Annotated in this window: 22 protein-coding genes and 1 pseudogene; 14 read left to right on the top strand and 9 right to left on the bottom strand. The window is 67.8% G+C overall.

Features of this window, described 5'->3' with window-relative positions; translation table 11 throughout:
* The first annotated feature begins 49 nt into the window (after positions 1–49).
* Positions 50–472 carry an OsmC family peroxiredoxin gene (locus ACOMG5_RS00850; RefSeq protein ID WP_420341877.1) on the top strand — a complete coding sequence of 141 codons (423 nt, stop codon included), beginning with the start codon at positions 50–52 and terminating at the stop codon, positions 470–472.
* A 101-nt stretch (positions 473–573) separates the two neighbouring features.
* Entirely contained in the window at positions 574–906 is a 333-nt protein-coding gene (locus ACOMG5_RS00845) for a hypothetical protein (protein ID WP_420341876.1), read from the top strand.
* A gap of 1 nt (position 907) precedes the next feature.
* Here ACOMG5_RS00845 and ACOMG5_RS00840 read toward each other — a convergent pair whose 3' ends face one another.
* From ACOMG5_RS00840 to ACOMG5_RS00825, 4 genes and pseudogenes are all read right to left on the bottom strand, one after another.
* Positions 908–1,378 (bottom strand): DUF6869 domain-containing protein, encoded by a 471-nt coding sequence (locus ACOMG5_RS00840; RefSeq protein WP_420341875.1) that lies wholly within the window; start codon positions 1,376–1,378, stop codon positions 908–910.
* Between the two features lie 68 nt (positions 1,379–1,446).
* Positions 1,447–3,039 carry a peptide chain release factor 3 gene (locus tag ACOMG5_RS00835; RefSeq protein WP_420341874.1) on the bottom strand — a complete coding sequence of 531 codons (1,593 nt, stop codon included), beginning with the start codon at positions 3,037–3,039 and terminating at the stop codon, positions 1,447–1,449.
* A gap of 40 nt (positions 3,040–3,079) precedes the next feature.
* The gene (locus tag ACOMG5_RS00830; protein WP_420341894.1) at positions 3,080–3,886 is read right to left on the bottom strand and encodes a hypothetical protein; all 807 of its coding nucleotides are present in this window, start codon (positions 3,884–3,886) and stop codon (positions 3,080–3,082) included.
* A gap of 267 nt (positions 3,887–4,153) precedes the next feature.
* Positions 4,154–4,279 (bottom strand): annotated as a pseudogene (locus tag ACOMG5_RS00825) (pentapeptide repeat-containing protein); the annotation flags it as partial.
* Between the two features lie 277 nt (positions 4,280–4,556).
* On the opposite strand from ACOMG5_RS00825, the gene ACOMG5_RS00820 reads away from it, so the two are divergent.
* Positions 4,557–5,333 carry an SDR family oxidoreductase gene (locus ACOMG5_RS00820; RefSeq protein ID WP_420341873.1) on the top strand — a complete coding sequence of 259 codons (777 nt, stop codon included), beginning with the start codon at positions 4,557–4,559 and terminating at the stop codon, positions 5,331–5,333.
* On the opposite strand, the gene ACOMG5_RS00815 is transcribed toward ACOMG5_RS00820, so the two are convergent.
* Genes ACOMG5_RS00815 through ccmI form a run of 3 tightly spaced genes read right to left on the bottom strand, consistent with a single transcriptional unit; the run spans position 5,330 to position 7,195 of the window.
* On the bottom strand, positions 5,330–5,497 hold the full coding sequence (locus tag ACOMG5_RS00815) for a DUF1289 domain-containing protein (RefSeq protein WP_420341872.1): 168 nt from the start codon (positions 5,495–5,497) through the stop codon (positions 5,330–5,332). The genes ACOMG5_RS00820 and ACOMG5_RS00815 overlap by 4 nt on opposite strands.
* Positions 5,487–5,957 carry a Holliday junction resolvase RuvX gene (gene ruvX / locus ACOMG5_RS00810; RefSeq protein WP_420341871.1) on the bottom strand — a complete coding sequence of 157 codons (471 nt, stop codon included), beginning with the start codon at positions 5,955–5,957 and terminating at the stop codon, positions 5,487–5,489. Before ruvX ends, ACOMG5_RS00815 begins: the two co-directional genes overlap by 11 nt.
* Complete coding sequence (ccmI, locus tag ACOMG5_RS00805) at positions 5,954–7,195, bottom strand: c-type cytochrome biogenesis protein CcmI (protein WP_420341870.1); 1,242 nt, start codon at positions 7,193–7,195, stop codon at positions 5,954–5,956. The genes ruvX and ccmI overlap by 4 nt, the downstream gene beginning before the upstream one ends.
* A gap of 223 nt (positions 7,196–7,418) precedes the next feature.
* Here ccmI and ACOMG5_RS00800 point away from each other — a divergent pair, with 223 nt between their 5' ends.
* The 6 genes from ACOMG5_RS00800 to rarD all read left to right on the top strand — a co-directional run bounded on the left by ACOMG5_RS00800 (position 7,419) and on the right by rarD (position 14,260).
* Positions 7,419–8,666: a sarcosine oxidase subunit beta family protein gene (locus ACOMG5_RS00800; RefSeq protein ID WP_420341869.1), complete on the top strand. Its 1,248-nt coding sequence runs from the start codon at positions 7,419–7,421 to the stop codon at positions 8,664–8,666.
* 12 nt (positions 8,667–8,678) lie between these two features.
* Positions 8,679–9,002 (top strand): sarcosine oxidase subunit delta, encoded by a 324-nt coding sequence (locus ACOMG5_RS00795; protein ID WP_420341868.1) that lies wholly within the window; start codon positions 8,679–8,681, stop codon positions 9,000–9,002.
* Positions 8,999–11,950 carry a sarcosine oxidase subunit alpha family protein gene (locus ACOMG5_RS00790; RefSeq protein WP_420341867.1) on the top strand — a complete coding sequence of 984 codons (2,952 nt, stop codon included), beginning with the start codon at positions 8,999–9,001 and terminating at the stop codon, positions 11,948–11,950. The genes ACOMG5_RS00795 and ACOMG5_RS00790 overlap by 4 nt, the downstream gene beginning before the upstream one ends.
* Entirely contained in the window at positions 11,943–12,494 is a 552-nt protein-coding gene (locus ACOMG5_RS00785; RefSeq protein ID WP_420341866.1) for a sarcosine oxidase subunit gamma, read from the top strand. Before ACOMG5_RS00790 ends, ACOMG5_RS00785 begins: the two co-directional genes overlap by 8 nt.
* A 227-nt stretch (positions 12,495–12,721) precedes the next feature.
* Positions 12,722–13,321, top strand: coding sequence for a superoxide dismutase (locus ACOMG5_RS00780; protein ID WP_420341865.1), 600 nt, complete (start codon positions 12,722–12,724; stop codon positions 13,319–13,321).
* A 63-nt stretch (positions 13,322–13,384) separates the two neighbouring features.
* Entirely contained in the window at positions 13,385–14,260 is an 876-nt protein-coding gene (gene rarD / locus ACOMG5_RS00775) for an EamA family transporter RarD (protein WP_420341864.1), read from the top strand.
* On the opposite strand, the gene ACOMG5_RS00770 is transcribed toward rarD, so the two are convergent.
* Positions 14,250–14,810, bottom strand: coding sequence for a TIGR00730 family Rossman fold protein (locus tag ACOMG5_RS00770; RefSeq protein WP_420341863.1), 561 nt, complete (start codon positions 14,808–14,810; stop codon positions 14,250–14,252). The genes rarD and ACOMG5_RS00770 overlap by 11 nt on opposite strands.
* A 135-nt stretch (positions 14,811–14,945) precedes the next feature.
* On the opposite strand from ACOMG5_RS00770, the gene ACOMG5_RS00765 reads away from it, so the two are divergent.
* The 5 genes from ACOMG5_RS00765 (at position 14,946) to der (ending at position 21,650) form a co-directional block, all read left to right on the top strand.
* On the top strand, positions 14,946–16,055 hold the full coding sequence (locus ACOMG5_RS00765; protein ID WP_420341862.1) for a LysM peptidoglycan-binding domain-containing protein: 1,110 nt from the start codon (positions 14,946–14,948) through the stop codon (positions 16,053–16,055).
* A gap of 117 nt (positions 16,056–16,172) precedes the next feature.
* Entirely contained in the window at positions 16,173–17,999 is a 1,827-nt protein-coding gene (locus tag ACOMG5_RS00760; protein ID WP_420341861.1) for an ABCB family ABC transporter ATP-binding protein/permease, read from the top strand.
* Between the two features lie 28 nt (positions 18,000–18,027).
* Positions 18,028–18,702 carry a hypothetical protein gene (locus ACOMG5_RS00755; RefSeq protein ID WP_420341860.1) on the top strand — a complete coding sequence of 225 codons (675 nt, stop codon included), beginning with the start codon at positions 18,028–18,030 and terminating at the stop codon, positions 18,700–18,702.
* Positions 18,703–18,731: 29 nt separating this feature from the next.
* Positions 18,732–20,048 carry a PQQ-binding-like beta-propeller repeat protein gene (locus ACOMG5_RS00750; protein WP_420341859.1) on the top strand — a complete coding sequence of 439 codons (1,317 nt, stop codon included), beginning with the start codon at positions 18,732–18,734 and terminating at the stop codon, positions 20,046–20,048.
* 48 nt (positions 20,049–20,096) lie between these two features.
* Positions 20,097–21,650: a ribosome biogenesis GTPase Der gene (der, locus tag ACOMG5_RS00745; protein WP_420341858.1), complete on the top strand. Its 1,554-nt coding sequence runs from the start codon at positions 20,097–20,099 to the stop codon at positions 21,648–21,650.
* A 78-nt stretch (positions 21,651–21,728) separates the two neighbouring features.
* Here the strand turns inward: der and serS are convergent, their stop codons facing one another.
* Positions 21,729–23,021: a serine--tRNA ligase gene (gene serS / locus ACOMG5_RS00740; RefSeq protein ID WP_420341857.1), complete on the bottom strand. Its 1,293-nt coding sequence runs from the start codon at positions 23,019–23,021 to the stop codon at positions 21,729–21,731.
* Between the last annotated feature and the right edge of the window lie 18 nt (positions 23,022–23,039).

The raw sequence follows: 23,039 nt of genomic DNA, 5'->3' as shown, positions 1-23,039 counted from the left end.
GGGGAACCGAATGGCCGGTCCTGCGTTTCCCTCAGAAATGGAGGACATCATGATCGTCAAATCCGGCTCCGCCCATTGGGAAGGCCCGATCCGCACCGGCAAGGGGCAGGTCTCGACCCAATCGGGCGCCCTGTCCGAACAGCCCTATGGCTTCAAGACCCGGTTCGAGGGCGTGCCCGGCACCAACCCCGAAGAACTGATCGCCGCCGCCCATGCCGCCTGCTTTTCCATGGCGCTGTCAAAGGGGCTGGAGGAGGCGGGCGTCACCGATGCGGTGATCGACACCACCGCGCAGGTGAGCCTCGACAATTCCGGCGGCGGCTTCACCATCACCTCGTCGATCCTGCATGTGACGGTGGCGGGAAAGGGCGACGCCGCTGCCATTCGTGCCGCCGCCGAAGCCGCGAAGGCGGGCTGCCCGGTCTCCAAGGTGCTCGCCTGCGACGTGGGCATGGAGCTGACAATCGCCTGAGGCTCTGCGCGACTCGGCCTGAACAGGATAGACTTTGCCGCCCGGATACGTCCGGGCGGCTTTGTTTCTATTTTATGGAATATTATCTTTGGGAGGGGAGAATGTTCCGCGATTTTGGCGTTGCAGGCGCGGTTCTCGTGTCCGCGTTTTCCATGGGGGCGCATTCCGAAGGCAGTGAGGGCAGGGTCCAGCGCAGTCTGGATCTGAAGGTCGGGCAATCCGCCGTCCTGCGTGGCGTGCGGGAGAGCTGCGAGGGGCTGAGCCCGGGGCCGGTCGAGGCGCAGACGGTTCATGCCACCGGGCGAATTATCGTGTCGAGCGGCCGCTGCGGCGGGCGCACGTCGGCCACCCACATGCTGTTCATGGCCGAACGGCCCGGAACCGAGCAGATCCCGCTGCGCGATGATCTGCTCTATGTCACCGTGCGCGAATAGATCAGGCGGGGGGCAGCGGCGCACCGATGTCGAGGCCGCTGTCCATCGCCGCAAGGCGCGCGGCGTCGATGCGCGCGCGCACATCCTCTTCGGGCAGGTCCTGCGTCCAGACGCCGGTCAGCGCATAGCGCATCCGCGCCGAGCGCCGCGCCTGATCCTCCAGCCGGTCGATATAGGCCGGGCCCTGCACCGTCAGCAGGTCTTCCAGCGGCCCGGCGGCGATCAGGCCCACCTGCCAGGGGTTTTCCGCCTTGCGGATCGCGCGCAGGATGAAGGCGAACAGCACCTCGGGATGCGCATCGAGCTCGAATACACAGAGGTCGGACCAGGCCATCTCCTCCGGATCGCCATCGTCGGTGAGGTGATCGGTGAGCCACAGATCGGCCAGCGCCTCGACCGTATGGACGCCCTCGGGCGCGGTCGCGGCCTCGCACAGGCGGGTGATCAGATCGGGGGGCAGCGGGGTGGTCATGCGGTCTCCTCAGCGGCGCCGGGCCGTGGCGCGATACTGCGCCGCCGGGCCCGGAAAGGCAAACCGCTTCAGACCATCATTTCCTTGGTTGCACTCAGCGTCACGCCCTCATAATCGCGCAGCACCCGGTCGATATCCCATTGCAGCCGGGTCAGGAACACGGTGTCGCCGTCGTTGTCGGTGGCGATATGCTGCTTGTTGGCATTGGCCAGCTTCTCGACCAGCTCCTTCGGCCCCAGCACCCAGCGGGCGGAGGTGAATTGCGAGGCCTCGAACCGCACCGGGATCCCGTATTCGATCTCGATCCGGCTCGCCAGCACGTCGAACTGCAGCGCCCCCACGACGCCCACGATGAAGCCCGAGCCGATCGCCGGCTTGAACACTTTCGCAGCGCCCTCCTCGGCGAATTGCATCAGCGCCTTTTCCAGGTGCTTGGCCTTCATCGGATCGGTCGAGCGCACGGATTGCAGCAGCTCCGGCGCGAAGGAGGGGATGCCGGTGAAGCGCAGCGTCTCGCCTTCGCTCAGCGCATCGCCGATGCGCAGCTGGCCGTGGTTCGGGATCCCGATGATATCGCCCGCCCAGGCCTCTTCGGCCAGCTCACGGTCCGCGGCCAGAAACAGCACCGGGTTCGACACCGCCATCGGCTTTTTCGAGCGCACATGCAGAAGCTTCATCCCGCGCTCGAAATGCCCGGACGCCAGCCGCACGAAGGCGACCCGGTCGCGGTGCTTCGGGTCCATATTCGCCTGCACCTTGAACACGAAGCCGGTCACGGCCTTCTCATCGGGGTGCACCACCCGCTCGGCCGCGGGCTGCGGCTGCGGCTCGGGGCCATAGGCGCCGATGCCGTCCATCAGCTCCTTGACGCCGAAGGAATTGATCGCGGAGCCGAACCAGATCGGCGTCATCGAGCCCTCGAGGAAGCGCTCCCGGTCGAAGGGCGGCAGCAGCTCGCGCGCCATTTCGATCTCCTCGCGCAGCTTCGCGAGCATGTCGGAGGGAATGTGCTCGGCCAGGCGGGGGTCGTCCAGCCCCTTGATCTCGATGGATTCCGCCACCCGGTTGCGGTCCGCCCGGTCCATCAGCTCCAGCCGGTCGTTCAGCAGGTCGTAGCAGCCGATGAACTCGCGCCCGGAGCCGATCGGCCAGCTCGCGGGGGCCACGTCGATCGCCAGGTTTTCCTGGATCTCGTCGATGATCTCGAAGGTGTCGCGCGCCTCGCGGTCCATCTTGTTGCAGAAGGTCAGGATCGGCAGGTCGCGCAGGCGGCAGACCTCGAACAGCTTGCGGGTCTGGCTTTCCACCCCCTTCGCGCCGTCGATCACCATCACCGCCGTGTCCACGGCCGTGAGCGTGCGATAGGTGTCCTCGGAGAAATCCGAGTGGCCGGGCGTATCCACCAGGTTGAACCGGAATTCCTTGAAATCAAAAGACATCGCCGAGGCCGAGACGGAAATCCCGCGGTCCTGCTCCAGCTTCATGAAGTCCGACCGCGTGCGCCGCGCCTCGCCCTTCGCGCGCACCTGACCGGCCATCTGGATGGCGCCCCCGAACAGCAGGAACTTTTCGGTCAGCGTGGTCTTGCCGGCATCCGGGTGCGCGATGATCGCGAAGGTCCGGCGGCGGGCGATTTCGGGCGGAAGGGCGTTCTGGGTCATGGCGTGGCTTTAGCCGCTCGGCGGGCTTTCGGCAATGGGGCTAAAGCGGGGGAAGGCCCTGCAAAAGCTGGCCGAACCCGTGCATGAGAGGGGTAAGCGCTTCGGTCAGGATCCGCGCGATCTCGGGCACCGTCTTGCCGGAAATGGTAACGGCCATCTGCATTGCCTCAGCCGCGCGCCACATCTGCGCCGCCCGTGCGCGCCAGTAGAGCCGCGAGGTGTGCGTGATCACCTCTTTCGCCTCGGCTTCGACGGCGGAGCCGAAGCGGTGCTGGTCGTGGCCCGAATAGACCCTGATTTCTTCGGTGTTGAGGGCATCATCGTGGCGACGCATCTCGGCGAGGACCTGGGCGACGGAGGCGGTCGCGGCGTCGGTCTGTGCGATAGCGCTTTCGGGCCTGTCGAGCGCGTCGGTTACCTCGGCCTTGGAGATGGGCTGGTCGAGTCTCGTCTCGCGCTTCACCCGGATGGCCTCCGCCGCATTCGGCACGCACTGATCCATGAAATCACGATGCTGAATCAGGAACGCGCGCAGGTGCCGCTTCGCGCGCGTGTCGAAACCCTCGCTGCGGAACGCGTCCTCCAGATCGGCTTCAATCCCCGTCGCAAGGAAACTCAGCCGATGCGGATTGGCAGGTTGCGCTGTCTCAAGGTGGTGTGCATAGGCATTGAGATCGTCGCGAATGTGCTGCGCAAGGTGGTTGCGCAATGTCACGGCAATGTGACGGGCGTTCTCGATGAGGGCACGAGACCGATCACCGCGATCTCCAGTGAAATTGCGCGCGAAGATGGCCTGATCGTCGGCGATATGGGCCTCGATCCCCTGCTCTGTGAAAGCGAAATCCATGGCCGAGGCCCGAACCAGCGGCGCGTCCAGGGCCAGATGCGGTATGTCGCTTCGATTTGCGTATCGAAAGAAGCTTCGGGCCAGGTCTCCGGGCGCGATAGCCGGGCCGGGAGCATTGTCGCGCGGTCTCCGAGCATCTCCTTCACCTGCGCGCTGACCAGCCATGTGCTGCGTGACAGATCGGTGACGATGAGGCGTCCGGACCCGAGGGCAAGAGTTCTCACATCCGCACCGCGCAGATGCGCGCCGCGAAAACAGGTCTGCGCCATTCAGTTTGGCGCCAGGCATATGTGCATTGGAAAAATCTGTATGGCGCAGGCTGGCGCCGGAAAGGTCGGCCTCGCCGAGCCAAGCCCATTCAAACAGAACCTTATCCAGTCGCGCGCGCGACATATCTGCGCTGTCCAGATTGTACGCGCTTAACGACGGCCAGCGGGTCTTCTGTGTATCGGCGCGTTCCAAAGCGGCCGTTATGTCCAGCCCCGAAAGATCCAGGACAAAGCGCAATTGCCGCCGCGTGTCGTTTCAGAACTGTGCGCCCTGAAGCAGCCATTCGAGATGCTGTTGATTTCCCATATATCCTCTCGGTCATTCTGCGCGATAATGGCCAAGTGAGGCTGTCAGCGCCAGCGGTTCGTGCTAGGCGGGTCGCAGCAATCAGGAGGGCATCATGGATCTGGGTATTGCGGGCAAGCGCGCCATCGTTTGTGCGGGGTCGAAAGGGCTCGGGCGCGGCTGCGCCGAGAAGCTCGCCGAGGCCGGGGTGGAGATCATCCTCAATGCGCGCGGCGCCGAGGCGCTGGAGGCCACCGCCACCGAAATCGCGGCGACTGGCGCGCGCGTTACGGCCATCGCGGCCGATATCACCACGCCCGAGGGGCGCGAGAAGGTGCTCGCCGCCGCGGGGCAGGTGGATATCCTCGTGAACAATGCGGGCGGGCCGCCGCCGGGCCTGTGGTCCGACTGGTCGCGCGAGGATTTCATCAAGGCGCTCGATGGCAACATGCTGACCCCGATCGCGATGATGCAGGCGGTGATCCCCGGCATGATCGAGCGTGGCTGGGGCCGGGTGGTGAACATCACCTCGGCCGCGGTCCGCGCGCCGATCGCGCAGCTGGGGCTGTCCAATACCGCGCGCACCGGGCTCACCGGCTTCGTCGCCGGGACGTCGCGGCAGGTGGCGGGCAAGGGCGTGATCATCAACAACCTGCTGCCCGGGCTGCATGCCACGGACCGGGCGGTCTCGCTCGATACGGCGGCGGCGCAGGCGCAGGGGATCACCATTGAGGAGGCCGCGGCACAGCGCGCCGCCACCATCCCGGCGGGCCGCTACGGCACGCGCGCCGAATTCGGCGCGGCCTGCGCGTTCCTGTGCTCGCAATATGCAGGCTTCATCGTCGGACAGAACATCATGCTCGACGGCGGCGCGGCGAATATCTCGATCTAGCGGCCGGGGCTGCGGCCGGGCAGGGCGGCCATCACCGCCCTGCGTTCGGCGGGCGTCATCTCGCGCCAGCGCATGATCTCGTCGATAGTGCGCCTGCAGCCTGCGCACAGGCCGCTGTCCGGCACGATCCGGCAGACCTTGGTGCAGGGCGTCTCAATGTCCAAGGTAGCTCATCCGGTCGAGCGCGCCCTGAAGGATGAACCCGGCGGCGACATTGTCGATCCGCTCCGCGCGCTTCTTGCGCGACAGATCCGCCTCCAGCATCGCGCGCTCGGCCGCGACGGTGGAGAGGCGCTCGTCCCAGAAGCCGATGGGCAGCGCGGTGAGCTTCTCGAGGTTGCGGGCGAAGGCGCGGGTGGACTGGCAGCGCGGCCCTTCGCTGCCGTCCATGTTCATCGGCAGGCCGAGGATCAGCCCGCCGATCTCGCGCTCGGCCACGATCTTCAGCAGCTCCGCCGCATCGAGCGTGAATTTCTCGCGCCGGATCGTGCGCAGCGGGCTCGCCACCTGACGGCGCAGGTCCGAGACCGCGACGCCGATGGTCTTGGTGCCGAGGTCGAGCCCGAGCACAGCGCCCGTCCGGGGCAGGGAGCCGGCGAAATCCTCGATGCTGGCGCAGATCATTGCACCACCCCCGCCGGCGCCGACAGCGCCTGATCTATGGCCTTCAGCGCCGCCGGATCGGCCGCGAAGCGGGCGCGGGCTTCCTCGGCGATCTGGCCTGCGTGCTCCACCTCGCCCAGCATCCGCAGCGAGGAGATCAGCCGCGCCCAGTCCTGCGGCGGGCCGCCCTCGGCCGCGAGCCGGTCGCCCAGCCGCCCGACCATGCCGCGGATCATTTCGGTGCGCTGTTCGGGCGTCATGTCCTGCGCGGCCTGAATGTCTGCGGCGGTCGGGCCGGGGGCGGTGCCGGGCATGTCGTAATTTTCCTCCCCGGCGATCCAGGCGAGGTCGCGGATGTTCTGCCGGATCGGCTGCTGCCAGGGCGCATCGGCGGGCGTGTTGCGCAGCAGCCCGTCCCAGAGCCGGAAGGCGCGGTCGCCGCGGCCGTTCTGCGCCATCATCAGCCCGACATAATAGAGCGACAGCCCGTTGCGCGGATCGAGGCGCAGCGCCTCCGAAAAGGCCGCTTCCGCCTCGCGCGTCACCAGCCCGCCCGCGGCCACCACCATGTCCTCGCCGAGCTGGGCGTGGTCCTCGGCCGTGGCCTCGGCGCCCTTCGCGGCAATGAGCCTTTTCTGCGCCTGCCAGCCGGCGTTGAAATTGCCCAGGGTCATCTCGTTGCGCGCAAGGAGCGCCAGGCCCTGCGGGTCCTCCGGGCGCTGCGCGACGGCGGCGCGCAGCTTCTCCATCAGGGCGGTGAACTGCGGATCGGGTGCGGGCAGCGGCGGGCGGTTCGCGGCGGCGCGGGCCTCGGCCTCGGCCTGAGCCGGGCGCGATGCATAAAGCTCCTCGGCCGCCTGCAGCCGCCCGGCAAGCGGCTGGTCCGGGTATCCTGCGGCGCCGAGCCACAGATAGCCCGCGAAGGCCGCGCCCAGCACCGCGAGCACGGCGCAAAAGGCGGTGACGGAGGCGCGCAGGGGGGCTGCGCCCGCGCGCGCGCCGAGGCCGCGGCCCTGCCGCTCCTGCCGGTCCACATCCAGCATCCGCCGCGCGATCTCGAGCCGGGCGCGCTCCGCTTCGGGCGCGGAGAGGGTGCCGCGCGTGCGGTCGCGGTCCACCTCGGCCATCTGGTCGCGGTAGACCTGCAGGTCGCGGCTGGCGGTGGTCGTCTCCTCCTGCGGCTGCCGGCGCAGCATCGCAAGGCCGAACAACGTGGCGATCGCGGCGACCAATGCGACGGCGATGATCCAGAACAGCATGGCGTCTCCTTCTCCTTGCCCCCGTTTAGGCGGTTTGGCCGGGCCACGAAAGAGGGGCACGAAACCGTGTCCATTTCATCGTGTCTGCATGCCGCGGAGAGGCGATGTCGCTTTTGTCCCGCTTATGCCGCTTGGGGGTGGCTTTCCGCGCCGCGACAGGTCCATCTAGAGAGCAGGTCGCGGGCAACCGCGCGACAGGGATTCGCCGCTCGAAAGGGAACGCATGAGACGGTATTCGATCTTCGCCGTGGCGCGCGAGGCGCTGCGCTACCATGCGGGATGGGAGCGCGCCTGGCGCGCCCCCGAACCGAAAAAGCGGTACGACGTGATTATCGTCGGCGCGGGTGGCCATGGCCTCGCCACGGCCTATTATCTGGGCAAGGTCCACGGCATCAAGAACGTGGCCATCATCGAGAAGGGCTGGCTCGGCGGCGGCAACTCCGGCCGCAACACGACCATCATCCGCTCGAACTACCTGCAGGACGCCTCCGCGGCGATCTTCGAGAAATCGCTGCAGCTCTATGAGGGCCTGTCGCAGGACGTGAACTACAACGTCATGTTCAGCCCGCGCGGCCTGCTGATGCTGGCGCAGTCCGAGCACGAGATGCGCGGCTACAAGCGCACCGTGCATGCGAACGCGCTGCAGGGCATCAAGACCGAATGGATCTCGCGCGAGCGGGTGAAGGAGCTGGTGCCGATCATCAACCTCGACGGGCCGCGCTATCCGGTCCTCGGCGCGCTCTATCAGGAACGCGGCGGCACCGCGCGGCACGACGCCGTGTGCTGGGGCTATGCGCGCGCCTGCGACGCGATGGGGATGGATATCATCCAGCAATGCGAAGTGACCGGCATCCGCGTCGAGAACGGCGAGGTGAAGGGCATCAACACCACCAAGGGCCAGATCGACTGCGGCAAGCTCGCGGGCGTCGTGGCCGGGCATTCGGGCGTGCTGGCGAATATGGCGGGCTTCCGCCTGCCGGTCGAGAGCTGCCCGCTGCAGGCCTGGGTGTCGGAGCCGATCAAGCCGGTGATCGACGTCGTCGTCATGGCGAACCTGGTGCACTGCTACATCAGCCAGTCCGACAAGGGCGAGCTGGTGCTGGGCGGTGGCATCGACCATCCGAACAACTATACGCAGCGTGGCTCCTGGTACACGCTCGAGGAAACCGTGCGCGCACTGGTGGAAACCTACCCGATGATCTCGCGGCTGAAGATGCTGCGGCAATGGGGCGGCATCATGGACATCACCGGCGACCACTCGCCGATCATCTCCAAGACCCCCGTGCGCAACATGTTCCTCGACTGCGGCTGGGGCACGGGCGGCTTCAAGGCCATTCCGGGCTCGGGCTGGGCGATGGCGGAGCTGGTGGCGAAGGGCGAACCGGGGGCTCTGGCCGCACCGTTCAGCCTGGACCGCTTCAAGGAAGGCCGGTTCATCGACGAATCCGTCGCCGCCGGCGTGGCACACTGAGGAGGGCCGGAAATGCTGACCGTTACCTGTCCCTGCTGCGGCGTGGCCGCGGAGGAAACCGAGCTGACCTATGGCCACGAGGCGCATCTGAAGCGCTTCGGGCCCGGCTCCACCGATGACGATTTCGAGGATTACCTGTTCAACCGGAAGAACCCGAAGGGCGTGCATTTCGAACGCTGGCGGCATTCCTTCGGCTGCGGCAAGTGGTTCCTGGCCGCGCGCCACACCGTAACGCTGGAGGTCTTCGGGACCTATCCGGCGCAGACCACCGAGCCGCCGGCGGATCTGGTGGCCAAGATCAAAGAAAAATGCCCGGCATGGGAGGGCTGGAAATGAGCACGCGTCTGTCCAGGGGCGGGCGGCTGATCGACCGCGCGCGGCCGATGGCCTTCACCTTCAACGGCAAGCCGATGCGCGGCTTCGCGGGCGACAGCCTGGCGGCGGCGCTCTTGGCCAACGGCCAGGTCCTGATGGGCCGGTCGTTCAAGTATCACCGGCCGCGCGGCGTGGTGGGCTCGGGCGCGGAGGAGCCGAATGCGCTCGTCAACCTCGGGCGCAATGCCCGCCAGGAGCCCGATCAGCGCGTCACCACGACCGAGCTGTTCGACGGCCTCGAGGCCAGCAGCCAGAACCACTGGCCGAGCCTCGAATTCGATATCGGCGTGCTGAACAACGCGGTCAGCAAGATGCTGCCGGCGGGCTTCTACTACAAGACCTTCATGGCGCCGCGGGCGGCGTGGAAGCACCTGTTCGAGCCGGTGATCCGGCAGGCGGCGGGCCTCGGCACCGCAGCGAAAGAGGCCGATCCGGATCGCTACGAGCAGACCTATGCCTATTGCGACGTTCTGATCGCGGGCGGCGGTGTCGCGGGCCTCGCAGCGGCGCTGAAGGCAGGCCAAGAGGGCAAGCGCGTCCTCGTCATGGAAATGACCCCGCATTGGGGCGGGCGTGCGCCGGTCGATGGCGGGCTGATCGAGGGGCAGGAGCCCCAGGCCTGGATCGACGCGCAGCTGGCCGCGCTGGCGAAGCTGCCGAATGTGCGGCTGATGCCGCGCACGATGGTCGCGGGCCTGCATAACCACGGCTATGCCATCTGCTACGAGCGCGTGGCCGATCATACCCCGGGCGACGGGCGGCCGCGCCACCGGCTGTGGCGGGTGCGGGCGGGCGAAACCGTGGCGGCGACGGGCGCGATCGAACGCCCGCTCGCCTTCGCGGGCAATGATGTGCCCGGCGTGATGCTGGCCTCGGCGGTGCGCGATTATATCGTGAACTGGGCGGTGAGCCCCGGGGACCGTGTGGTTGTGGTCACCAACAACGATGACGCCTACCGCACCGCGCTCGCGGTGCTGGATGCGGGCCTCACCGTGGTGGCGGTCGTCGATGCGCGGGAGCGCGCGGGCGGCGATCTGCCGCAGGCGGTGCGGGCGCGGGGCGTGCGCGTGCTGGAAGGCCGCGGCATCGCGGGCGTTCTGGGCGGCAAGGCGGTCAGCCATGTGCAGGTCTGCTCGCAGGCCGGCGAGGGCGGCGTGACCGAGACGCTCGATTGCGACTGCGTCGCGATGTCGGGCGGCTGGTCGCCGGTCGTGCACCTGTTCTCGCATCTGGGCGGCAAGCTCATCTGGGATGAAGCGGCGGCGATGTTCCGCCCCGATGGCTCCCGGGCGCCGACGGGCGCCGATGGCGCGGTGCTGGTGACGGCAGTGGGCGCGGCCAATGGCCACCTGACGCTCGACGCGATCGCGGCCGAAGCGGGCCTGAGCGCCACCACCGAAGCCGAAGCGCCGCTGACCCCGGTCTGGGTGATGCCGGCGGGCGCGAAGCAGGCGCTGCGGTTCAAGGCGTTCCTCGATTACCAGAACGACGTGAAGGTCTCCGACGTGGAGCTCGCGGCGCGCGAAGGCTATACCTCGGTCGAGCATACCAAGCGCTACACCACGCTCGGTATGGCCTCGGACCAGGGCAAGCTCAGCAACATCAACGGCCTCGCGATCCTGTCGGACACGCTCGGCCAGGCGATCCCGACCACCGGCACCACCACCTTCCGGCCGCCCTACACGCCCATCAGCTTCGGCGCGATGGCGGGCGAGGCGCGGGGCGAGCTGTTCCAGCCCCGCCGCCGCACGCCGATGCAGGACTGGCATGAGGCGCAGGGCTTCCACTGGGAGCCGGTGGGCTTCTGGCGCCGGCCCTATTGCTACCCGAAGGCGGGCGAGAGCCATGCCGATGCGGTGAAGCGCGAGATCAGTAATGCGCGCACGAACGTCGGCGTGCTGGATGCCTCGACGCTGGGCAAGATCCTGGTGAAGGGGCCGGACGCGGGCAAGTTCCTCGACATGATGTACACCAACCTCATGTCGACGCTGCCTGTGGGCAAGTGCCGCTACGGCCTGATGTGCAACGAGAACGGCTTCCTGATCGACGACGGCGTCGTGGTGCGCCTGAGCGAGGACAGCTGGCTGTGCCACACCACCTCGGGCGGGGCGGACCGGATCCATGCGCATATGGAAGACTGGCTGCAATGCGAGTGGTGGGACTGGAAGGTCTATACCGCGAACCTGACCGAGCAATACGCCCAGGTCGCCGTTGTGGGCCCGAAGGCGCGCAAGGTGCTGGAAAAGCTCGGCGGCATGGATCTGTCGAAGGAGGCGCTGCCGTTCATGGCCTGGGCCGACGGCACGCTCGGGGGCTTCCCGGTGCGGGTCTACCGGATCTCCTTCTCGGGCGAGCTGAGCTATGAAATCGCGGTCCCCGCGAATATGGGCGCGGCGTTCTGGGAGAAGGTCGTTGCGGCCGGGCAGGAATTCGGCGTGATGCCCTACGGCACCGAGGCGCTGCACGTGATGCGGGCCGAGAAGGGCTTCATCATGATCGGCGACGAAACCGACGGCACCGTGATCCCGCAGGATCTGGGCCTCGGCTGGGCGATCTCGAAGAAGAAGGCCGATTACCTGGGCAAGCGCGCGCAGGAGCGCAGCTTCATGGTCTCGAAGGACCGCTGGCGGCTCGTCGGCCTCGAAACGCTCGACGGATCGGTGCTCCCCGACGGGATCTATGCGGTGGCGCCGGGCAACAACGTCAATGGCCAGCGCAACACCCAGGGCCGCGTGACCTCCACCTATTATTCGCCGACGCTGAAGAAGGGCATCGCTATGGGGCTGGTGATCAACGGGCCGGAGCGCATGGGCGAGGTGCTCGAATTCGTCGGCAAGAATGTGGCGGTCAAGGCACGCATCGTCGATCCGTGCTTCTATGACAAGGAAGGGGAGAAGTCCGATGTCTGAGGCGGTTTCCGCGCTGAAAGGCAAGAGCCACACGGGCTTCGCCACGGTGGCAGAGGCCGGGCTCACCGGCATGGTCTCGGTGCGGGCGGATCTGGGCTCGGCGGCGCTGGCCGCGGGGCTGGGCGCGCTCGGGCTCTCGGTGCCGGGGCAGCGGCAGGTGGTGGCGGGCGGTGCCCGCTCCGTCGCCTGGATGAGCCCGGACGAGCTGATGATCTTCTGCGGCTATGCCGAGGCGGTTCAGGTCGTGGCCGGTCTGGTCGCGGCGCTCGGGGCCGAGCATTCCCTGGTGGTGGATGTCTCCGACATGCGCTCCGTTTTCATCATCACCGGCGCCAGGGGCGACGAAGTGCTGATGAAGCTCTGCCCGGTGGATTTCGCCACCCTGCCGCAGATGGAGATGCGCCGCACCCGCGCCGCGCAGACCGGCGTGGCGCTGTGGCGCTCGGGCCCCGAGGAATTCCGGCTGATCTGCTTCCGCTCGGTCGCGGGCTATGTGCTCGGCCTGCTGGAAGTCGCCGCGCGCAAGGGCGGCGAGATCTACTGATCCGCATGGATCGCGCAGAAGATGCCCCGGCCTGCCGGGGCCTCTTCTGCGCGGAGCGGCGGGCCCCTGTGCGCCCGGGCACCGAGCGCCGCCGGGCCCTGCGCGGGCGCGCAAAGCGGAGCTGCATGGTTCGGCCAACCGGTGCGGAAAGCAACAGCTCTCCCTTGACCTCTTCAAATTGCGGGCTTCTATAGGGGCAACGCAAACCTTCGCGAAAGGACGGAAAAATGGCTTTTGAACTTCCCGCACTCCCCTATGCCCATGATGCGCTTGCAGATCTGGGCATGTCGAAGGAAACGCTCGAATTCCACCACGACATTCACCACAAGGCCTATGTCGACAACGGCAACAAGCTGATCGCCGGTACCGAGTGGGAAACGAAGTCGCTCGAAGAAATCGTCAAGGGCACCTATCAGGCCGGCGCCGTGGCGCAGTCGGGCATCTTCAACAATGCCTCGCAGCACTGGAACCACAACCTGTTCTGGGAAGTGATGGGCCCGGGCGCCAAGGCTATTCCGGGCGCGCTGGAGAAGGCGCTGGTCGAATCCTTCGGCTCGGTCGCGAAATTCAAGGAAGATTTCGCCGCCGCGGGCGCCGGCCAGTTCGGTTCGGGCTGGGCCTGGCTCGTGAAGGACAAGGACGGCAGCCTCAAGGTCACCAAGACCGAGAACGGCGTGAACCCGCTCTGCTTCGGCCAGACCGCGCTTCTGGGCTGCGACGTGTGGGAGCATTCCTACTACATCGACTTCCGCAACAAGCGCCCGGCCTACCTCACCAACTTCCTCGACAAGCTGGTGAACTGGGAAAACGTGGCCTCGCGCCTCTGACCCCCGGACTGCACGACATCAGGCCCGCCGCGCCCTGCGGCGGGCCTTTGCATGGGAGTGGACATGAGCGAGCAGACGAAGGGGCTGTGGGCGCTGATCGCGGCCTGCGCCACCTGGGGGGTATCGGGCCTCTTTTACAAGATGCTGGCCGCGGTGCCGCCGCTGGAAATCCTCGCGCACCGGACGCTCTGGTCGCTGGTGTTCTTCGGCCTCGTGCTTCTGGCGCGGGGCGGGCTCGCGGATCTTGGGCGCGCACTCAGCAGCCGCTGGGTGGGGGTGGTCGCCATCGCCGCGGTGGTCATCTCGCTGAACTGGTTCGGCTTCATCTGGTCGGTCCAGAACGGCCATGCGATGGAGGCGAGCCTCGGCTATTATATCTTCCCGCTCGTGGCCGTGGGGCTCGGCGTGGTATTCCTGCGTGAGCGGATGACGCCTTCGCAGGCGCTGGCGGTGGCATTGGCGGCGGCGGCGGTGCTCTGGCTCACCTGGTCGGTGGGGCGGGTGCCGTGGATCGCGCTGTTCCTGGCAGGGACCTTCGGGATCTACGGGCTGGTCAAGAAGCGGCTGCCGCTGACCTCGACCGTCTCCGTGGCGGCGGAGGTGGTGCTGCTCGCCCCCCTCGCGCTCGGCTTCCTGCTGGCCGAGCATTTCGGCTGGGGGATGGCCGCGCGGCCCGGTGCTTTCGGCTCCGGCCTGCAGACCACCTTGATGCTGATGTTCTCGGGCGTGCTGACCGGCCTGCCGCTGATGATGTTCAGCTATGCCACCCAGCGGGTGCGGCTCTCCACGGTCGGGCTGGTGCAATACCTGAACCCGACGCTGCAATTCGCGGTCGCGCTCCTTGCTTTCGGCGAGCCGCTGACCCATGCGCATGCGGTGGCCTTCCCGCTGATCTGGGCCGCGCTGGCAATCTACTCGGTCGCGAGCCTCAGGCGCTGAAGGCGGCCTCGAGCCTTGCCATCAGCGCGGGCACATCCGCGGCCACGGAGACGAACTCGCGCAGGCTGGGGGCGGCGAAGCCCTCGGCGATGATCCGCTCGATGGTGGCGATCAGCGGGTCCCAGTAGCCCTCGGTGTTCAGCACGATGATCGGTTTTTCGTGCAGGCCGATCTGGCGCCAGGTCAGCACCTCGAAGAATTCGTCGAGCGAGCCCGCGCCCCCCGGCAGCACCACGATCGCATCACAGTTCATGAACATGACCTTCTTGCGCTCGTGCATGGTTTCAGTGACGACGAAGGTCGAGAGGTCGCGCTTGCCGACTTCGCGCGGGAACAGGTGCTCGGGGATCACGCCGAAGGTGCGCCCGCCCGCTGCCTGCGCGGCTCGCGCCACCTCGCCCATCAGGCCCACGTCGCCGGCCCCGTACACAAGCTGCCAGCCGCGTTCGGCCAGCCCGACGCCGGTCTCATGGGCGGCGCGCAGATAGGCCGGGCGTGCGCCCGCGCGCGAGCCGCAGAACACGCAGACGGAATGGCTGGGGCTGGTCATGGATTGCCTCTTGACAGATGGGGGCGCGACTCGGACACGCATTGCGCGAGGGGAGTTGCCTTGTCGCGTGATACCGGGTGAGATGGAGAGGCTCAAGGCGGCGCAAGACCGCGGGGCATTGGGAAAGGGAAGGCTATGGCAGAGGGCGAAGACAGACCGCGCTCCGGGTTCGGCGGCGCGATGACAGGGGCTCTGGCCGCGGCGGCGATCGTGGCGGCGGGGCTGCTCTGGTGGGCGATGCAAAGCCCGGATCCGGCCGTGCCGCCGGAGCCGCAGCTGGCCGCAACGCCCGCACCGGCGCCAGCGCCCGCCCCGGCGCCCGCATCGGCGCCTGCGCAGCCCGCAGCGCCCGTGCCGCAACCGGCAGCGGCAGCGCCTGCGGATGTGGTGCGCTTCGATCTGTTGCGCGCGGCGCCGGACGGCTCGGTCACGGTGGCGGGCGCGGTTGCGCCCGGGGCGCAGGTGGAAGTGCTGCTCGATGGTCAGGTCGCGGATGTGCTGACCGCGGGGGCGGACGGGCGCTTTGCCTCCGTGCTCATCGGCGCGCCGACGGCCGCGCCGCGCGAGCTCAAGGTCCGGGTCACGGGCGCGGATGGCGCCGCGGCCCTCTCGGCGCAGAGCCTGACCGTGGCGCCCGATCCGGAAGCGGTGGCCAAGGCCGCAGCCGCGGCCGGCGCCGCGCCCGAGACCGTCGCCGATCAGGTCGCCCAGGCCGAAGCCCTGGCCGCGAAGCCGCTGGTGGCCGATGCCGAGGGGGTGCGCGTTCTGGCGGCGGCCTCGAACGATCTGGTGATCGATACGCTGGCCTTCGATGCCGAGGGGCGGGTGGAGATCAGCGGCCGCGGCGCGCCGGCCGGTTCGGTGCTGCGCGCCTATGTGGATAATGCCGAGGCCGGGCTGACCGCGCCGGGCACCGATGGCAGCTGGCGGATGCTGCTGCCGCGCCCGAAGGCCGGGATGCATGCGCTGCGCGTTGATGCACTGGATGCACAGGGCAATGTGCAAACCCGCGCCGAGACCGAATTCGTATCGGCCGCGCCCGAGGCCCTGCGCGCCGAGGCCGGAGGGGGTGCGCAATCCGTCACCATCGGTAAGGGCGTGACACTTTGGGCCATTGCCAGAGAGGCTTACGGGGACCCGTTCATGTATGTGCGGGTCTTCGAGGCGAACCGCGACCAGATCCGCGATCCGAACCTGATCTATCCGGGGCAGGTGTTCACGCTCCCTGCCGCGATCAGCCAGTAAGGCCGCTGCGCGACAGGGGCTGTATTCGCCGCGCGGAATGTATAGGTAGGCAGCAAGAAACTTCTCTGCCGCCGAAAGTCCACGATGCCCCCCTCCCAGATTACCAGCTCCGGCAAGATGAGTGCCACTGAGCGCGCCCGCAATGCCCGTACGATCCGTTCGGTTCTGCCGTATCTGTGGCCGCAGGGGGAGGGCTGGGTAAAGCGCAGGGTGGTGGGCGCGCTGCTGCTCCTTGCGCTGGCGAAGGTGATCTCGGTGGCGACGCCGTTTCTTTACAAGGCGGCGGTCGACAGCCTTGCGGGCACTGCGCGCGACGAAGGCATGCTGCTCGCCCTCGGCGCGGTGTCGCTGACGGTGGCCTATGGCGTGGCGCGGCTGGCCTCCATCGGCTTTGGCGAATTGCGCGACGCGGTCTTCGTGCGGGTGGCGCAGCGGGCGCTGCGCAAGCTCGCGCTGGAGACCTTCCGCCACATCCATGCACTCTCGCTGCGCTATCACATCACCCGCAAGACCGGCGGGCTGAGCCGCATCGTCGAGCGCGGCGTGAAGGGCGTGGATTTCCTGCTGCGCTTCATGCTGTTCTCCGTCGGGCCGCTGATCATCGAGCTGGCGCTGGTGACGGCGATCTTCGCGATCGTGTTCGACTGGCGCTATGCGGTGGTGGTGATGGTCACGATCACCGCCTATGTCTGGTTCACCTTCAAGGTCACCGAATGGCGCGTGGCGATCCGGCAGCGGATGAACGAGGCCGATACCGCCGCCAACCAGAAGGCGATCGACAGCCTGCTGAACTTCGAGACGGTGAAATATTTCGGCGCCGAGAAGCGCGAGGCCGCCCGCTACGACCAGTCCATGGCGCGCTACGAGACGGCGGCGGTCAAGACCGGGATCAGCCTTGCCTTCCTGAACTTCGGCCAGGCGCTGATCATCACCGCGGGGCTGGTGGGCGTGATGGTGATGGCGGCGCTGGAGGTGCGCGCGGGCAAGCTGACCGTGGGCGATTTCGTCATGGTGCAGGCCTATATGATCCAGATCACCATGCCGCTCGGCTTCCTCGGCACGGTGTATCGCGAAATCCGCCAGGCGCTGGTGGACATGGGCGACATGTTCGAGTTGCTGCATCAGCCCGCCGAGATCACCGATGCGCCCGGAGCGCCGGCGCTGCAGGTGGCGGGCGCCGCGGTGGAGCTGGAGGATGTGGCCTTTGCCTATGATCCGGCGCGGCCGATCCTGAAGGGGATCTCGCTTTCGATCCCGGCCGGGCAGACGGTGGCGCTGGTCGGGCCGTCGGGGTCGGGCAAATCCACCATCGGCAAGCTCCTGTTCCGCTTCTATGAGGTGACGGGCGGCGCGATCCGGATCGACGGGCAGGATATCCGCGGCGTTTCGCAGGAGAGCCTGCATGCGGCGATCGGGGTGGTGCCGCAAGATACGGTGCTGTTCAACGACACGATCCGCTACAACATCGCCTATGGCCGCGCCGATGCGACCCAGGCCGAGATCGAGGCCGCCGCCCGCGCCGCGCGGATCCACGATTTCGTGCTGTCGCTCCCCGAAGGCTACGACACGATGGTGGGCGAGCGCGGGCTGAAGCTTTCGGGCGGCGAGAAGCAGCGGGTGGGCATCGCGCGCACGCTGCTGAAGAACCCGCCGATCCTGCTGCTGGATGAGGCGACCTCTGCGCTCGATACCCAGACCGAACGCGACATCCAGGAAAGCCTGAAGGCGATGGGGCAGGGGCGCACGGTGATCACCATCGCGCACCGGCTCTCCACCATCGCGGATGCGGACCGGATCGTGGTGCTGGAGCAGGGGCAGATCGTCGAATCCGGCACGCATGAGATGCTGCTGGCCCGGCACGGGCGCTATGCGGCGATGTGGGCGCGCCAATCCGCCGAAGAGGACGAACCCCCCGCCTTGGCAAGGCCCGCGGCTTCCGTGTAGAACGGGCCAAACTTCAAGGAGCCGCCCCGTGAGCGAGACTGACAGCTTTATCAGCGAAGTGACCGACGAAGTCCGCCGCGACCGGCTTTTCATGCTGATGCGCCGGTATGGCTGGATCGGCATCGTCGCGGTGCTCGGTATCGTCGGCGGTGCGGCCTGGTACGAATGGCGCAAGCAGAGCGCGCAGGAAGACGCCCGCGCCTTCGGCGACCAGCTGCTGGCGGCGCTGCAGGCGGAGAATGCGGGCACGCTGCTGCAGGGACTGCCTGCGGAGGGCACGCAGGGCGCGCTGGCCCGGATCGGGGCTGCGGCGCAATCGCTGCGCGATGGCAAGCCCGAGGAGGCGGTGAGCACGCTGAAGGCGGTGGCGGCGGATGCGAAGCTGCCGCGCAACCTGCGCGACCTCGCGCTGCTGAAGGCGGTGATCATTGGCGGCACGGCGATGCCCGAGGCCGAGCGCACCGCCGCGCTTGCCGAGCTTGCAAAGCCCGGTGCGCCTTATCGCCTGATGGCGGTGGAGCAGCAGGCGATTGCCGCGCTGGCCCAGGGCGACACGGACGGAGCGATCGCCAAGGCCCGGGAGATCTTGATGGATTCCGCCCTGACACCGGGCTTGCAACAGCGCGCGAGTGAGTTGATTGTGGCGCTTGGCGCAGACCCCGTGATGCCGACCCCGGCCCCCGCCGCGGTCCCGGCGCAATGACGGGTACGGATGCTGATCGGGCAGGGAGAATGGCTGTGAAGCTGATCCATGGAATCGCCGTGCTGGGCATGGCTGCGACGCTCATCGCCTGCGAGAAAGAGGTGATCCTCACCGGCGACCGGCTCGATCCGCGCGACGTGATGGCCGGGACGGCCAGCGTGGCGCCGGGCAATGCCGCGCCCTCCGTCAGCCTGCCCGCGCCGCGCTCCAATGCGGACTGGCCGCAGCGCGGCGGCAATGCGCAGCACAATCTGGTCAATCCGGCGCTCGGCGGCGGCACCACGCTCGCCTGGAGCACCTCGATCGGCGAGGGCAACAGCCGCCGCTACCGCCTGGTGGCGGAGCCGGTGGTCGCGGGCGGGCGGATTTATACCGTGGACAGCCGCGGCCTGGTGACGGCGACGGCGCTGAACGGCGGCAAGGTCTGGCAGGCGTCGGTGACGCCGCCCGGCGACCGCGGCACCGAAGCCTCGGGCGCGGGCCTCGCCTATGATGGCGGGCGGCTCTATGTGACTTCGGGCTATGCGCAGCTGGCGGCCCTCGATGCGGCCACGGGCGCCGTCATCTGGCGGCAGGATTTCGACGCGGCCATTGGCGGGGCGCCGACGGTGGATGAGGGCGTCGTTTATGTCGCGGTGCGCGATGGTTCTGCCTGGGCGGTGCGGGCAAACGACGGCAAGGTGCTGTGGCAGCTGGGCTCGGCGCCCGCGCGGGCCTCGATGAGCGGGGTCTCGGCTCCGGCGGTCGATGGCCGCATGGTGGTGATGCCCTATGCCACCGGCGAGCTGATCGGCGCGCTGAAGGGCAATGGCCTGACGCTGTGGAACACCAACGTCTCCGGCGCGCGGACCGGGCGCGGCTATACGATCGTGAACGATCTGACCGGGGAGCCGGTGATCCTCGGCGGGCGGCTCTATGCCGGGTCCTCGGCCGGGCGGCTCTCGGCCTTCGACATGGAATCGGGGGACCGGATCTGGACCGCGGACGAGGGCCCGAATTCGCCGGTGCAGGTCGCGGGCAATTCGATTTTCCTGGTGTCCGATCAGGGCCGGCTGGTGCGGCTCGATGCGGCGACGGGGGCGCGGGTCTGGTCGCACGACCTGCCCTATTACACCGCCGCGAAGACCAAGAAGCAGAACGAGATCTATGTCCATTACGGCCCGGTGCTTGCGGGGAACCGGCTGTTCGTGGTCTCCACGGACGGGCTTTTGCGGGTGTTCGATCCGGTCTCGGGCAATCCGATCGGCCAGGCCGAGATCCCCGGTGGCGCGGCCTCCGACCCGGTCGTGGCGGGCGGAACGCTGTATGTGCTCAGCCAGGATGGCAACCTTCTGGCTTTCCGTTGACGTGAAACCCGTGTAGAGGGGCGGCTTCTTCGCCCGAAGGAGCGGATCATGAGCTTTACCCTGGCCATCGTCGGCCGCCCGAATGTCGGCAAGTCCACCTTGTTCAACCGTCTGGTTGGCAAGCGCCTCGCGCTGGTCGACGATCAGCCGGGCGTCACGCGCGACCTGCGCGAGGGGGACGCGCGGCTCGTGGACCTGCACTTCGTGGTGATCGACTCGGCCGGGCTGGAGCTCGCCGAGGATGACAGCCTTCAGGGCCGGATGCGGCGGCTGACCGAACGCGCGGTGGAGGAGGCGGATATCTGCCTGTTCCTGATCGATGCGCGGGCGGGCGTGACCCCGGCGGACGAGATTTTCGCCGATATCCTGCGCCGCAAGAACGCGCATGTGATCGTGGCGGCGAACAAGGCCGAGGGCTCTGCGGGCGATGCCGGGGCGATCGAGGCCTGGGGGCTGGGTCTTGGCGAGCCGATCCGGATTTCCGCCGAGCATGGCGAGGGGCTCGACGATCTCTATGATGTGCTGAAGCCGCTGGCCGACGAATTCGCGGAAAAGAACGCCGCCAACATCCCCGAGACCGATGTGGAGATCGAGGAGGATTCCGAGGAAGAGGGCACGATTCGCATGCCCACCGAGGCGCGGCCGCTGCAGCTTGCGGTGATCGGGCGACCGAATGCGGGCAAATCGACGCTGATCAACAAGATCCTCGGCGAGGACCGGCTGCTGACCGGCCCCGAGGCCGGGATCACCCGCGATGCGATCTCGGTTTCGGCCAAGTTCATGGGCACGCCGATGCGGATCTGGGACACGGCGGGGATGCGCAAGCGCGGCAAGGTCAACGACAAGCTGGAGAAGCTGTCGGTGGCCGACGGGCTGCGGGCGGTGCGTTTCGCCGAAGTGGTGGTCGTGCTGCTGGATGTGAACATTCCGTTCGAGACGCAGGACCTGCGCATCGCCGATCTGGCGGAGACCGAGGGCCGCGCAGTGGTGCTGGCCGCGAACAAGTGGGACCTGGAAGAGGACAAGCCCGAGAAGCTCAAGGAGCTGCGCGAGAGCTTCGAGAAGCTCCTGCCGCAGCTGAAGGGGGCGCCGCTGGTGACGGTTTCGGCCAAGACCGGCAAGGGGCTGGACCGGCTGCACAATGCGATCATCAAGGCCTATGAGATCTGGAACCGGCGGATTTCGACGGCGAAGCTCAACATGTGGCTGCAGGCCATGACCGAGGCGCACCCGCCGCCGGCTCCGGGCGGGCGGCGGATCAAGCTGCGCTACATGACCCAGGCCAAGACCCGGCCGCCGGGCTTCGTGATCAAGGCGACGCATACCGACAAGATCCCCGAAAGCTACGGGCGCTATCTGGTGAACGGGCTTCGGGCGGATTTCGACATGCCGGGCACGCCGATCCGCATCTTTTTCCGCGATCAGGGGACATCGAACCCCTACAAGGAGCGCAAGAAGTCGATCCCCTCGCGGCTGACGAAGCACGTCGAGGCGCGCAAGGCCGCGGAGCGGAAGGGCAAGGCGGCGGGTGGCGTGGCGCCGGGCGGCACGATGCGGCCGGACAAGCCGAAGCCCAAGGGGCAGCGCCCGCCGAAGAAGTGACCAAAAGGCAAAGCCCGGAGCATGCTCCGGGCTTTCGGTTCATGTGTCGGCCTCCGGGCCGGGCCCGGACGCCTCCGGTCAGGCGAGGGTGCCTTCGGCGGTGAGACGGGTCTTGCCGCCGAGATAGGGGTGCAGGACCGCGGGCAGATCGACCGAACCATCGGCCTGCTGGCCGTTTTCCAGCACCGCGATCAGGCAGCGGCCGACGGCGAGGCCGGAGCCGTTCAGCGTGGCCACGAATTCCGGCTTTCCGCCCGCGGCGGGCTTGAAGCGGCCGTTCATGCGGCGGGACTGGAACTGGCCGCAGGTGGAGCAGGAGGAGATTTCGCGGTAGGTGTTCTGGCCGGGCAGCCAGACTTCCAGATCGTAGGTCTTTTGCGAGCCGAAGCCCATGTCGCCGGTGCAGAGTACGATGCGGCGGTAGGGCAGGCCGAGCTTCTCCAGTACGGCCTCGGCGCATTTCACCATGCGTTCGTGCTCGGCGATGGCCTCTTCGGGGCGGCAGATGGTGACCATCTCCACTTTCTCGAACTGGTGCTGGCGCAGCATGCCGGCGGTATCCTTGCCCGCGGAGCCGGCTTCGGAGCGGAAGCAGTTGGTATGCGCCGTCATCCGCACCGGCAGCACGGCCTCGTCCCAGACCTCGTTCGCGACGAAATTGGTCAGGGTCACTTCGGCCGTCGGGATCATCCACCAGCCGTTGGTGGTGGCGTAGCTGTCCTCGGCGAATTTCGGCAGGTTGCCGGTGCCCAGCATCGCTTCGGGCAGCACCAGAACCGGTGTGATTGCCTCGGTCAGGCCGTGCTCCTCCACATGCAGGTCGATCATGAACTGCGCCAGCGCCCGGTGAACGCGGGCGACGCCGCCCTTCAGCACCACGAAGCGCGCGCCCGAGAGCTTCGCCGCGGTGGCGAAATCCATCCCGCCCTGGACCGCGGGCAGCTGGTAATGCTCCAGCGGTTTGAAATCCAGCGCGCGCGGCGTGCCCCAGCGGTGGATCTCCACATTGTCCGCCTCATCGGCGCCATCGGGCACTTCGTCGAGCGGGCTGTTCGGGATCACCAGCAGCCGGTCGCGCAGCTCCGTATCCAGGCGCGCGGCTTCGGCCTGCATTTCGCCGACTTCCGCCTTCTTTTCCGCCACCAGCGCGCGCAGACGCTCGAATTCGGCCTCGTCGCCCTTGGCCTTCGCAGCGCCCACCAGCTTCGAGGCGGCGTTCTGCTCCGCCTGCGCGGTTTCGGCCTGATGGATGGCGGCGCGGCGCTGTTCGTCCAGCTGGAGGATTTCGGACGACAGCGGCGCGAGGCCCCGGCGCGCAAGGGCGGCATCGAACTGGGCGGGATTTTCGCGGATCGCGCGGATGTCGTGCATGGGATCACCTCGTTGTCT

The organism is Paenirhodobacter sp. (genome assembly GCF_041916475.1).
In the GTDB taxonomy this organism is placed as follows: Bacteria; Pseudomonadota; Alphaproteobacteria; order Rhodobacterales; family Rhodobacteraceae; genus Rhodobacter.
The sequence above is the reverse complement of the archived record's forward strand: the minus strand, read 5'-3'. Positions and strand labels throughout refer to the sequence as shown.

Bases quoted from the DNA above. Each gene is read 5' to 3' on its own strand.
- ACOMG5_RS00850 (WP_420341877.1), top strand. From the start codon at position 50: ATGATCGTCAAATCCGGCTCCGCCCATTGGGAAGGCCCGATCCGCACC.
- ACOMG5_RS00845 (WP_420341876.1), top strand. From the start codon at position 574: ATGTTCCGCGATTTTGGCGTTGCAGGCGCGGTTCTCGTGTCCGCGTTT.
- ACOMG5_RS00840 (WP_420341875.1), bottom strand. From the start codon at position 1,378: ATGACCACCCCGCTGCCCCCCGATCTGATCACCCGCCTGTGCGAGGCC.
- ACOMG5_RS00835 (WP_420341874.1), bottom strand. From the start codon at position 3,039: ATGACCCAGAACGCCCTTCCGCCCGAAATCGCCCGCCGCCGGACCTTC.
- ACOMG5_RS00830 (WP_420341894.1), bottom strand. From the start codon at position 3,886: ATGGATTTCGCTTTCACAGAGCAGGGGATCGAGGCCCATATCGCCGAC.
- ACOMG5_RS00820 (WP_420341873.1), top strand. From the start codon at position 4,557: ATGGATCTGGGTATTGCGGGCAAGCGCGCCATCGTTTGTGCGGGGTCG.
- ruvX (WP_420341871.1), bottom strand. From the start codon at position 5,957: ATGATCTGCGCCAGCATCGAGGATTTCGCCGGCTCCCTGCCCCGGACG.
- ccmI (WP_420341870.1), bottom strand. From the start codon at position 7,195: ATGCTGTTCTGGATCATCGCCGTCGCATTGGTCGCCGCGATCGCCACG.
- ACOMG5_RS00800 (WP_420341869.1), top strand. From the start codon at position 7,419: ATGAGACGGTATTCGATCTTCGCCGTGGCGCGCGAGGCGCTGCGCTAC.
- ACOMG5_RS00795 (WP_420341868.1), top strand. From the start codon at position 8,679: ATGCTGACCGTTACCTGTCCCTGCTGCGGCGTGGCCGCGGAGGAAACC.
- ACOMG5_RS00790 (WP_420341867.1), top strand. From the start codon at position 8,999: ATGAGCACGCGTCTGTCCAGGGGCGGGCGGCTGATCGACCGCGCGCGG.
- ACOMG5_RS00785 (WP_420341866.1), top strand. From the start codon at position 11,943: ATGTCTGAGGCGGTTTCCGCGCTGAAAGGCAAGAGCCACACGGGCTTC.
- ACOMG5_RS00780 (WP_420341865.1), top strand. From the start codon at position 12,722: ATGGCTTTTGAACTTCCCGCACTCCCCTATGCCCATGATGCGCTTGCA.
- rarD (WP_420341864.1), top strand. From the start codon at position 13,385: ATGAGCGAGCAGACGAAGGGGCTGTGGGCGCTGATCGCGGCCTGCGCC.
- ACOMG5_RS00770 (WP_420341863.1), bottom strand. From the start codon at position 14,810: ATGACCAGCCCCAGCCATTCCGTCTGCGTGTTCTGCGGCTCGCGCGCG.
- ACOMG5_RS00765 (WP_420341862.1), top strand. From the start codon at position 14,946: ATGGCAGAGGGCGAAGACAGACCGCGCTCCGGGTTCGGCGGCGCGATG.
- ACOMG5_RS00760 (WP_420341861.1), top strand. From the start codon at position 16,173: ATGAGTGCCACTGAGCGCGCCCGCAATGCCCGTACGATCCGTTCGGTT.
- ACOMG5_RS00750 (WP_420341859.1), top strand. From the start codon at position 18,732: ATGGCTGTGAAGCTGATCCATGGAATCGCCGTGCTGGGCATGGCTGCG.
- der (WP_420341858.1), top strand. From the start codon at position 20,097: ATGAGCTTTACCCTGGCCATCGTCGGCCGCCCGAATGTCGGCAAGTCC.
- serS (WP_420341857.1), bottom strand. From the start codon at position 23,021: ATGCACGACATCCGCGCGATCCGCGAAAATCCCGCCCAGTTCGATGCC.